Annotated in this window: 9 protein-coding genes; 4 read left to right on the forward strand and 5 right to left on the reverse strand. The window is 70.2% G+C overall.

Going from position 1 to position 9989, the window contains the following annotated elements; all coding sequences use genetic code 11:
• Together AC27VN_RS21695 and AC27VN_RS21700 are read right to left on the reverse strand one after the other, a co-directional pair.
• A partial coding sequence (locus AC27VN_RS21695) for a cache domain-containing protein (RefSeq protein WP_490877853.1) occupies window positions 1-882 on the reverse strand: 882 nt, incomplete at its 3' end.
• 168 nt (window positions 883-1050) lie between these two features.
• The gene (locus AC27VN_RS21700; RefSeq protein WP_093342060.1) at window positions 1051-1761 is read right to left on the reverse strand and encodes an FMN-dependent NADH-azoreductase; all 711 of its coding nucleotides are present in this window, start codon (window positions 1759-1761) and stop codon (window positions 1051-1053) included.
• Between the two features lie 127 nt (window positions 1762-1888).
• On the opposite strand from AC27VN_RS21700, the gene AC27VN_RS21705 reads away from it, so the two are divergent.
• Window positions 1889-2839, forward strand: a complete 951-nt coding sequence (locus AC27VN_RS21705; protein ID WP_490877854.1) for a LysR substrate-binding domain-containing protein — start codon at window positions 1889-1891, stop codon at window positions 2837-2839.
• On the opposite strand, the gene AC27VN_RS21710 is transcribed toward AC27VN_RS21705, so the two are convergent.
• Complete coding sequence (locus AC27VN_RS21710) at window positions 2840-3475, reverse strand: TetR/AcrR family transcriptional regulator (RefSeq protein WP_490877855.1); 636 nt, start codon at window positions 3473-3475, stop codon at window positions 2840-2842.
• 95 nt (window positions 3476-3570) lie between these two features.
• Between AC27VN_RS21710 and AC27VN_RS21715 the strand changes: the two genes are divergently transcribed.
• Entirely contained in the window at window positions 3571-4443 is an 873-nt protein-coding gene (locus AC27VN_RS21715) for an NAD(P)H-binding protein (RefSeq protein ID WP_490877856.1), read from the forward strand.
• Window positions 4440-4919, forward strand: coding sequence for an anthrone oxygenase family protein (locus AC27VN_RS21720; protein ID WP_490877857.1), 480 nt, complete (start codon window positions 4440-4442; stop codon window positions 4917-4919). The genes AC27VN_RS21715 and AC27VN_RS21720 overlap by 4 nt, the downstream gene beginning before the upstream one ends.
• A 3-nt stretch (window positions 4920-4922) precedes the next feature.
• Here the strand turns inward: AC27VN_RS21720 and AC27VN_RS21725 are convergent, their stop codons facing one another.
• Window positions 4923-5828: an SDR family oxidoreductase gene (locus tag AC27VN_RS21725; RefSeq protein WP_490877858.1), complete on the reverse strand. Its 906-nt coding sequence runs from the start codon at window positions 5826-5828 to the stop codon at window positions 4923-4925.
• Between the two features lie 204 nt (window positions 5829-6032).
• On the opposite strand from AC27VN_RS21725, the gene AC27VN_RS21730 reads away from it, so the two are divergent.
• A complete protein-coding gene (locus tag AC27VN_RS21730; protein WP_490877859.1) occupies window positions 6033-8813 on the forward strand; it encodes an ExeM/NucH family extracellular endonuclease in 2781 nt (926 codons plus the stop codon).
• Window positions 8814-8854: 41 nt separating this feature from the next.
• Here AC27VN_RS21730 and AC27VN_RS21735 read toward each other — a convergent pair whose 3' ends face one another.
• The gene (locus tag AC27VN_RS21735; RefSeq protein ID WP_093342070.1) at window positions 8855-9793 is read right to left on the reverse strand and encodes a glutathione S-transferase family protein; all 939 of its coding nucleotides are present in this window, start codon (window positions 9791-9793) and stop codon (window positions 8855-8857) included.
• Window positions 9794-9989 lie beyond the last annotated feature (196 nt).

A 9989-nucleotide genomic window follows, 5' to 3' on the forward strand; every position in this document is an offset into this window, starting at 1 on the left:
CGCCACGCGCTCGATCGCATCGATGCGCGCGAAGGCCTCGTCGCTCGGGTACATGGCGCCGACGATCCAGTTGGTCTGGTCAGTGCGCTGGAACGCGAACAGGCCGCGCACGCCCGATTCGTCGATGCCCTCGCTGGTGCCCTCGAAGCCCGCGATCGCGCGCCGGATCTCGGGGTTGGCGCCGTTCTCGGTCGGCAGCCGGTTCAGGATGCGCGCCGCGTCGGGATGGTCGACCACCACGCCGTCGGCCGTGAGGATGAACAGGTAGCCGGTCTTGCCGAAGCGCACGTCGGCCAGGTCGCCGAGGATGTTGCGGTCCTTGAGGTTGATGGCGCCCGAGATCACGAAGCGCACCTTGCCCTGCGCATCGAGCACCGGCTCGGTGATGGCGATCTGCGCCAGCCCGTTCAACCGGTTGCGGTAGGGCCGCGAGATCAGGCCCAGCCCCGACTGCACCGTCTGCTGGAAATAGGCGCGGTCGCGGATGTTGATGGTGCCGACCTGGCTGGCGTTGCTGAGGTTGGCCACCAGGTTGCCGTCGAGGTCGAGGAAGGCCACGTTGTCGAAGGCCAGGCGCAGCGACTTGTGGCGCTCGAGGAAGGCCTGCAGCGGCCGGCCGTCCTGGAAGTTCTGCGCCTCGACGCTGTCGACGAAGGTCTGCAGCAGGATGCGGCGGCTGCCGAATTTCTGGTCGACGCCGGTGGCGATCGAGGAGACGCGCGCGAACTGCTCGCCGGTGATCGAGGCCCGCAGGCTGCCGCGCACCAGTTGCAGCGCGACCATCGCGATCGCGACGGTCGCGGCCAGCACCACGGCGGCGACGCCGAGGCTGACGCGGGTATGGAGTCCGAAGCGGCGATGGAACGGTCGCGAAGGGGTCATGAATGAGATGGGAAGGCCAGTGGCGCGCCGGGGTTCCGTGCCGGCTCATGCGACCTGGGGCGAGTATCGGTGCGTTCGTCGGTCAGCGGAAGGTGAGAAACGTCATACACCCTCCGCTTCCCCATACGCGGCGGCAGCCCGAACGGATGCAGCCGCCGCGTCCTCCCGTCAAACGGCAACGAGCGGCTGCCCGGCCGCCGGGGCCGTCACCGCGCCGGCCAGCGCATCCACCAGCGCATCGACCTCGGCCTCGGCCCGGGCCAGCGAGTCGGCCAGCAGCGCGCCGCCGAACTCGTCGCCCTCGGCCGCGGCCTCGTGCACCTCGGTCAGGCCGATGTACGAGAAGGCCGTGCGCACCATCGCCTCGGCGTGGTTCATGTGCGCGATGCGGCCGCCCGGGCCATAGCCGTGGTCGCCGCGCGCGCCCAGCAGCACTAGCCGCTTGCCGGGCGGCAGCATCGGCCAGTACGGCACGGCGCCGCGCGCGCGGTCGAAGCCGAAGGTGCGGCCCACGCGCACCACGTTGTCGATCCAGGCCTTGAACTGCGCCGGCACGCCGAAGTTGTACATGGGCAGGCCGACCACCACGAGGTCGGCCGCCAGCAGCTGGTCGACCAGGCGGTCGCTCTCGGCCAGGCGCTCGGTCATCCATGGCTCGCGCTGCTCGGGCGCGGTGAAGGCGGCATGGATCCAGCGCCCATCGACGAAGCCCGGCGGCTGCTGGCCGACGTCGAGGTGCTCGACCGCGTCGCCGGGCCGCAGCGCGTGCCAGCGCTCGACGAAGCGGGCCGACAGGCGGCGCGAGTGGGAGCCATGGGGATCGGTGCCGGAACGGCCCGCTCGGGCGCTGGTGTCGATGTGGAGCAGTCGGAGGGACATGGTCGGTGGTCCTTGAGATGAGTGAATAGATGTCTTTCGTCTCGCGATGCCAGAATGGCGATCGGCCGAGGCGTATCCAGAATCTATGGGCCTCGCCGCCGCCTCACAAACGATCGTTTTTCCTCCAATGAACGAGCCAGATTCATCTGTCAGGTCGCCCAGGCGATTGCCGCCGCTGCTCGCGCTGCGCGCCTTCGAGGCCGCGGCGGCGCACGGCAGCTTCCTGCGCGCGGCGCACGAGTTGTCGGTCACGCCCTCGGCCATCAGCCACCAGGTGCGCGCGCTCGAGGACACGCTGGGCCAGCCGCTGTTTCGCCGGCTCACGCGGCAACTGGCGCTCACGCCCGCGGGCGAGCGGCTGTTCGAGGACCTGCGCCAGGGCTTCGACGCGCTCGAGGCCGGTGTCGAGCGGCTGCGCCGGCCGGCCGCCACCCAGGCCGTGACGCTGAGCACCAACACCGCCTTCGCCGCGCGCTGGGTGATCCCGCGCATGGCGGCCTTCCGCGCGGCCTGCCCGGGCATCGAGCTCAGGCTGCATGCGAGCGACACGGTGGTCGACCTGGCGCGTGGCGAGGCCGATATCGCGGTGCGCCTGGGCAGCGGCCGCTGGCCGGGCCTGGCGGCACGCGCGCTGATGCCCGAGCGCTACGCGCCGCTGTGCAGCCCGATGCTGGGCCTGGCGCGCGTGGAAGACCTGCCGCGGCACCGGCTGATCCATTGCGACTGGCAGCCGCAGGCCCATGCGCCGGCGCTGTGGCCGCGCTGGTTCGAGGAAGCAGGCATGGCGCCGCCGCGCGGGCGCTCCGCGAAGCCGGCGGCCAAGGAGGCGCCGGAGGCCGAGCTCTCGTTCTCCGACGAGACCCATGCGATCCTGGCCGCGCTCGGCGGCCATGGCGTGGCGCTGCTGAGCCTCACGCTCGCGGCCGAGGAGCTGCGCAGCGGCGCGCTGGTCCAGCCCTTCGGGCCGGCGCTCGATACCGGGCGCTACTTCCTGGCCACCGCGAACGGGCGCGAGGACGAGCCGGCGGTGCGCGCGGTCTGGGACTGGATCGCGTCGCAGGCACAGCCGGCGGGCTGATCAGTCCTCGAAGGGCTCGGCGATCTCGCGCAGCGCCATGCGCTTGTAGGCCGCGACCAGCGCCGCGCCCTCCTCGCTCGCCACGCCGATCGCGAGGCGGATCGTGGCCTCGCCCAGCTCCCAGATCAGGAAGGCCGACTGCTCGATGCGTTCGTGCTCCGCATCGCCGTGCACCTTGCGCATGGCCTCGGCCAGCATGCCGCCGGCGATGCGGCTCTCGGCGATCTGCAGCCCGAGCAGTTGCCGGTCGGCCTGCATGCCGCTCCAGATGTCGCGCATCACGGGCCGCGCGCTGACGATCTCGAAATAGCGGTCGACCAGCGCCGAGAAGGCCAGCCGCAGGCTCGCGAGGTCGTGCACCTCGCGCAGTCCCTCCTCGATGCAGCCGCGGCTGTGCAGGTTGATGCGCTCGGCCAGCACGCGGATCAGCGCGCTCTTGTCGGGGAAGTACTGGTAGAGCGAACCGATCGAGATGCCGGCGCGCGCGGCCACCTCGCTCATCTTCAGCGAGTCGCTGCCGCCGCGCTCGATCAGCGCTGAGGCGCATTCCAGGATCAGCTCGACCCGCGCCTTGCTGCGCTCCTGCGTGGGGTTCTTGCGGGCGGCCGAGGCGGTGGCGATGGCGATGGAATTCATGGCGGATCGGACTCGAAAAAACGGTTGACGCTCGAAATGTGAGGGAATATCATTTTTTACGTGAGCAGTCCTCACATTAACCCAAGGAGTCCGAGATGGCAATCGATCAGACCAAAGTCCAGACGCGGGACGATGCACGTCCCATCCTCGTCCTGGGCGCCCATGGCAAGACCGGCGCACGCGTCATGGCCCTGCTGCAGGCCGCCGGCCATGCGGTGCGCGCCGGCTCGCGCAACGCCCGCCCCGCCTTCGACTGGAACGACCGCGCCACCTGGGGTCCGGCGCTCGAGGGCGTGAGCGCCGTCTACATCGCCTACCAGCCCGACCTCTGCGTGCCCGGCGCGGTCGAGACCGTGAGCGACTTCTACCAGGCGGTCGCCAAGGCCGGCGTGCGCAAGACCGTGCTGCTGTCGGGCCGCGGCGAACCCGAGGCCGAGGACGCCGAGAATGCGCTGCGCGCCACCGCGCTCGACTGGACCATCGTGCGCGCGAGCTGGTTCTTCCAGAACTTCAGCGAGAACTACTTTCTCGAGGAGATCGTCGCCGGCCAGATCACGCTGCCCGAGGGCCTCGCGCCCGAGCCCTTCGTCGATGCCGACGACATCGCCGAGATCGCGGTCGCCGCGCTGCTCGATCCCGAGGGCGGGCGCCATGGCGGCCAGCTCTACGAACTGACCGGGCCCGAGGCGCTGGACTTCCCCGAGGCAATCCGCCGCATCGGCCAGGCCGCGCAGCGCGGCATCGGCTGCCGCATCGTGACCATGGACGACTACGCCGCCGCGCTGGGCCAGGCCGGCCTGCCGCCCGATCTCGCGTGGCTCGTGATCTACCTGTTCAAGACCGTGCTCGACGGCCGCAACACGCCGGTGGCCGACGGCGTGCAGCGCGCGCTGGGCCGGCCGCCGCGCAGCTTCGCCGACTACCTCGCGCGCACCGCGCCCACCGGCGTCTGGGGAGCCGCATCGTGAGCGGCAAGCTGTTGACCGTGCTGGTGCTGGCCGGCGCGCTGTCGAGCGCACTCGTCGCCGGCATGTTCTACGCGTTCTCGTCCTTCATCATGGCCGCGCTGGCGCGCGTGCCGGGGGCCGAGGGCATGCGCGCGATGAACGCGATCAACGTGACCGTGATCACGCCGAGCTTCATGGCGCTGTTCATGGGCACGGCCGTGCTCGGCATCGCTCTCGCGATCTGGTCGCTGTTCTCGATCGCGCAGACCGACTCGCAGCTGGTGCTGCTGGGCGCCCTGCTCTACGTGCTCGGCTGCTTCGGCGTGACCATGGTCTTCAACGTGCCGCTCAACGACCAGCTGGCCGCCGCGCCCACCGAGACGCTGTGGAACAGCTACCTGCGGACCTGGACCCTGTGGAACAGCGTGCGCACCGCCGCGGCCACGCTGTCGTCGGCCGTGCTGGTGGCGGTGGCGCTGCGGCAGGCCGCGGCCTGAGCGTCAGGGCGCGCGCAGCTGCTCGCGCAGCTTGGCGCCGATCTCGGGCCGCTCGAGGAAGGGATCCGCGGGGTTGGTGATCGAGACGATGTTCTCCATGCGGCTGCGCACGTTGCCCAGCGCCTTCGGATGGCTGAAGACGTAGAACTGGTTGTCGCTGATCGCCTCGAAGACCTTGGCCGCGACCTCGGCCGCCGTGATCTTGCCGCTGCTCACCGCCTTGTTGCTCATGGCCTGGCCGATCAGCTGGCTCTTGGTGAGCTCGCTCTGCTTGGGCGCATCGGGCCGGTTGCGTTCGCTGCTGGTGATGCCGGTGGGCACGAAGTACGGGCACAGCAGGCTGGCGCCGATCTGGTCGGTGACAAGGTTCAGGTCCTGGTACATGGTTTCGGTGAGGCTCACGACCGCGGCCTTGGCGGCGTTGTAGATGCCCATGTTCGGCGGCGTCAGCAGGCCGGCCATGCTCGCGGTGTTGGTCACGTGGCCGCGGTACGAAGGGTCCTTCGCGGCGGCCTCGAGCATCATCGGCACGAACAGGCGCACGCCGTGGATCACGCCCCAGAGGTCGACGCCGAGCACCCAGTCCCAGTCGGCCACGGTGTTCTCCCACACTAGGCCGCCCGCGCCCACGCCGGCGTTGTTGAAGACGAAGTGCGGCGCGCCGAAGCGCTCCTTCACGGCGGCGGCCAGCGCTTCCATCTGCGCCGCGTCCGACACGTCGACCTTGCGCGCCAGCACCTGCGCGCCGGCCGCTTCCATCTCGGCCTGCGCCTTGTCGAGTGCGTCCTGCTGCACGTCGACCAGCACGAGGTTCATGCCGCGCGCCGCGCCGATGCGCGCGCATTCGAGTCCGAAGCCCGAGCCCGCGCCGGTGAGCACGGCGGTCTTGCCCTTGAAGTCCTGAATCATTGGATACGTTCCTTTGGAATGGCTCTGCGCCGAGCATTAGAGCGCGTCGGCGCGCACGCGGCTGTCGTTCGTGCGACGCAGCGCGAAGCCTTTGGTTTACGCATGGGCCGACAGGGCCGAAGGGTGTCTCCGAAGCTACATACAAGCTGCCTATAACCCGCCGCAGCCCGCTCGCCGGACCTTCATCCATCCAGGAAATTTCCCATGATCCATGCAGCGCCGAGGCCGACCTGGCAACTCAGAACTTTGGTACTCGCGGCGGTCGTCGCGTTGACGGCATGCGGTGGCGGAGGCGGCGGCGGTGCCGTCTTCCCCTTCGTTCCCCCGCCGCCCACCGACACCGCGCCACCGCCCGTGCAGCCGCCGCCGCCGGCACCGACCTGCGCCGCCGCGATTCCGGCCGATGCGCCGCTCGCGGCCATTCCCGCCGTGCAGGGCACGGGCCACCTGAGCCCGATGGCCGAGCAGGCCGTGACCGTGCGCGGCGTGGTGGTCGGCGACTTCCAGGCCACCGGCACCGGCGATCCCCGGCTCAACGGCTTCTTCGTGCAGTCGCTGGTGCCCGATGCCGATCCGCTGACCTCCGAGGGCCTCTTCGTCTACGCACCGGCCAACGCCACGCGCGTGGCGGTCGGCGACTACGTGCAGGTCTCGGGCACGGTGACCGAGTTCGGCCAGACCGCGGGCGCCGGTGCCAAGCCCGACAGCATCACGCAGATCGCGGGCAGCAGCGACAAGCCCGTGGCCGTCTCCATCTGCGGCTCGGGCCTCGCGATCGCGCCGACGCCGATCACGCTGCCCGTGGCCGACGAGTCCACGCTCGAGCGCTACGAAGGCATGCTGGTCGAGATCGCGCAGCCGCTGGCCGTGTCGGAGCTGTTCGAGCTGGGCCGCTACGGCCAGCTGGTGCTGGCGCTCAACGGACGCCAGTTCAATCCCACCAACGGCAACGCGACCGCCACGCACGAGCAGAACCTGCTCGCGCGCATCGTGCTCGACGACGGCGGCTCGCGCCAGAACCCGAACCCCATCCCCTACCTCAGCGCCGCGGGCACCGACGGCACGCGCCGCATGGGCGACACGACGCAGAAGGTCACGGGCATCCTGAGCCACAACTTCGCGGCCTACCGGATCCAGCCGACCGAGGCGACCAGCTTCGCGCAGGCCAATCCGCGCCCGGCCACCGCGCCCGCGGTCGGCGGTGCGCTGAAGGTGGCGAGCCTTAACGTGCTGAACTACTTCACCACCTTCCAGAACGGCGAGAACGCCGCGGGCCAGACCGGCCAGGGCTGCACGCTCGGCAGCGAGGCCGTGAGCGCGGGCAACTGCCGCGGCGCCAACAACCGCACCGAGTTCGACCGCCAGCAGGCCAAGATCGTGGCGGCCATCGCGGGCCTCGATGCCGATGTGATCGGGCTGATGGAGATCCAGAACACCGACGTGGCGACCGACAACCTCGTGGCCGCGCTCAACGCCAAACTGGGCGCGGGCACCTACGCCTCGGTGCGCAGCGGCAGCTTCGGCACCGACGCGATCAAGGTCGACATCCTCTACAAGCCCGCGAAGGTGCAGCGCGTCGGCGGCCTGGTGTTTCCCACCGGCACCGACCTCACGGAGTACGTCGCGCCCAGCGGCCGGCCGCCGCTGGCGCAGCGCTTCAGCGCGGTGGGCAACCACGGCGGCTTCTGGTTCGTGGTCAACCACCTGAAGAGCAAGGGCAGCTGCCCGGGCACCGGCGACATCGACCTGGGCCAGGGCTGCTTCAACCTCGCGCGCACCCAGCAGGCGACGGCGCTCAACAGCTTCGTCGCCAAGCTCAAGGCGCAGGGCGAAGCCGACGTGCTGATGATGGGCGACTTCAACAGCTACCTGCTCGAGGACCCGACGAAGGTGCTCGAGTCGGCCGGCAACGAGAGCCTGCTCAAGCGCATACCCGCCAACGACCGCTACACCTACGTGTTCGGCGGCGAGACCGGCGCGCTCGACCATGCCTATGCCTCGGGCTCGCTGGCCGCGCAGGTCGCGGGCGTGGGCGTGTGGCACATCAATGCCGACGAGCCGACCGCGCTCGACTACAACACCGACTTCACGACCGACGACCGCTACGCGCCCACGCCGTTCCGCGCCTCGGACCATGACCCGGTGCTGGTGGGGCTGAACCTCGCGGCCGATGCGGCCGTGACGCTGCCGATCCTCGGCGGCACGATCCCCGCAAGCGCCAAGGCCGGCGAAAGCTATGGCGTGACGATCACGGAAGCCCTGCCCGGCGGCACCGCCACCTTGACCTCGCTCTCGGTCGACTGGGGCGACGGCAGCGCCGCGACGACCGCGCCGGGCGCGGGCACGGTGACGCACACCTACGCGGCCGCGGGCAGCTTCGAGGTCGTGATCACGCTGACCAACTCGGCGGGCCAGACCGCCACGCGCTCCGGCAGCGTCGCGGTCAGCAAGATCGTGGTGGTTCCGCCCGGCCCGCCCGACCTGTTCTTCAGCGAGTACATCGAGGGCAGCTCGAACAACAAGGCGATCGAGCTCTACAACCCGACCGCGGCGGCGCTGGACCTGAGCCTCTATACCGTCAAGCTGTACTCGAACGGCGCGAGCACGCCGACCAACACGCAGGTGCTCAGCGGCACGCTGGCCGCGGGCGCGACGCTGGTGCTCTCGAACAGCGGCGCCACGGCCCCCTTCAAGCCCGCGGGCTCGATCGTCAGCAGCGTGGTCAACTACAACGGCGACGATGCGCTGACGATCGAGAAGTCGGGCACGGTCATCGACCGCATCGGCCAGGTCGGCGTGGACCCCGGCAACGAGTGGAAGAGCGGCGCCATCAGCACGCTGAACCAGACCTTGCGCCGCAAGCCCGAGGTCAAGGCCGGCGACCGGAATCCGCTGTTGCCCTTCGATCCCGCGGAGCAATGGGGCCCCGCCGTCCCCCTGCCCATCGACACCTCGGACGGCCTGGGCTCGCACACGGTGAACTGAGCGGGATCGCCGGGTCGGCGATCACCGGCCCGGCGGTTTCTTCAGGCCTCGGCCTTCTTCAGCACATAGCCGATGCGCGGAAAGTGCACATGCACCCGTCCCGTGCGCTCGCCGTTGCGCTCCAGCGTGTAGTGGGTGCGCGTGGCGGCCACCAGGGTGCCCGGCGTTTCCTCGAGCCCGAAGCTCTCGGCGCGCAGGGTGACGGCGCTGCCCAGCGGGATGCCGTGGTCGTCCTGGAAGGTGCTGTCGGTCAGCAGCGAATGCGGCGTCGCGGCCTTGGCCACGGCGATGGCTTCGTCGGCGCCGAACTTGTCGGGCGTGCCGTGGCCGATGGCCGCCATGCGGTTCATCCAGTCGACCACCGCGGGCGTGAGGTCGAGGATGCCCTTCACCGCCTCGATGCGGCGCGTATACCAGAGCGGGTGGTAGGCCGCGAAGTCGGCGATGCTGGGCACCTCGCCGAGCAGGAAGGGCTTGTCGTCGAGCATGTCGGACAGCCGGCGCAGGTAGGACTTGTAGGCGCTGGTGGCATCGCCCGGGCGCAGCCGCGTCATGTTGCCGGCGCTCATCTTCGCGCGGTCCTCGCCGAAGGCCTTGGCGGCCTCGGGCGGCGCCTTGGCGAACACCTCGGCCGCGCCCTTGGGCTGCAGGTTCCAGGCCATCGCGGCCCAGAACAGGGTGGTGTCGGCCCACTGCGCGAGGATGCGCGACATGCCCTTCTCGGGCTCGGGGTACAGCGTGGGCGCGGGCTGCAGGTGCTCGAGCACGTCGGCGATCAGCGCGCTGTCGCAGTAGATGTCGGCGCCGATCTGCAGGAACGGCGTCTTGCGGTAGCCGCCCGTGAGCACCTCCACGTCGGGCTTGGGCATGATCGGCGGGATGAAGACCGACTTCCACGGCAGCTGCTTGGCGCCGAGGATCAGGCGCACCTTCTCCGAGAAGGGCGAGGTGGCGTAGTGGTGCAGGATCAGATCGGCCATCGTGGTTTTTCCTTGTGAGAGGGAGACAGTGTTCTTCTAGACCGGCTGCGCGCGCCGCACGATCGCATCGAAATCGGTGCCCGCGCCCAGCGTGCCGAAGGCATGGCCCCAGTCGCCGCCCAGGCGCGAGGCGCAGAACGCGCCCACCACGGCCGGCGGCGCGGTCTGCGCGAGCAGCGAAGCCTGCACGGCCAGC

The sequence above is a fragment of the Variovorax sp. 20P10.2.4 genome (assembly GCF_058244205.1).

Excerpts from the sequence above, each read along its gene's own strand:
- AC27VN_RS21705 (WP_490877854.1), top strand. The coding sequence starts at position 1,889 with ATGAACGAGCCAGATTCATCTGTCAGGTCGCCCAGGCGATTGCCGCCG.
- AC27VN_RS21710 (WP_490877855.1), bottom strand. The coding sequence starts at position 3,475 with ATGAATTCCATCGCCATCGCCACCGCCTCGGCCGCCCGCAAGAACCCC.
- AC27VN_RS21735 (WP_093342070.1), bottom strand. The coding sequence starts at position 9,793 with ATGGCCGATCTGATCCTGCACCACTACGCCACCTCGCCCTTCTCGGAG.
- AC27VN_RS21725 (WP_490877858.1), bottom strand. The coding sequence starts at position 5,828 with ATGATTCAGGACTTCAAGGGCAAGACCGCCGTGCTCACCGGCGCGGGC.
- AC27VN_RS21715 (WP_490877856.1), top strand. The coding sequence starts at position 3,571 with ATGGCAATCGATCAGACCAAAGTCCAGACGCGGGACGATGCACGTCCC.
- AC27VN_RS21730 (WP_490877859.1), top strand. The coding sequence starts at position 6,033 with ATGATCCATGCAGCGCCGAGGCCGACCTGGCAACTCAGAACTTTGGTA.
- AC27VN_RS21700 (WP_093342060.1), bottom strand. The coding sequence starts at position 1,761 with ATGTCCCTCCGACTGCTCCACATCGACACCAGCGCCCGAGCGGGCCGT.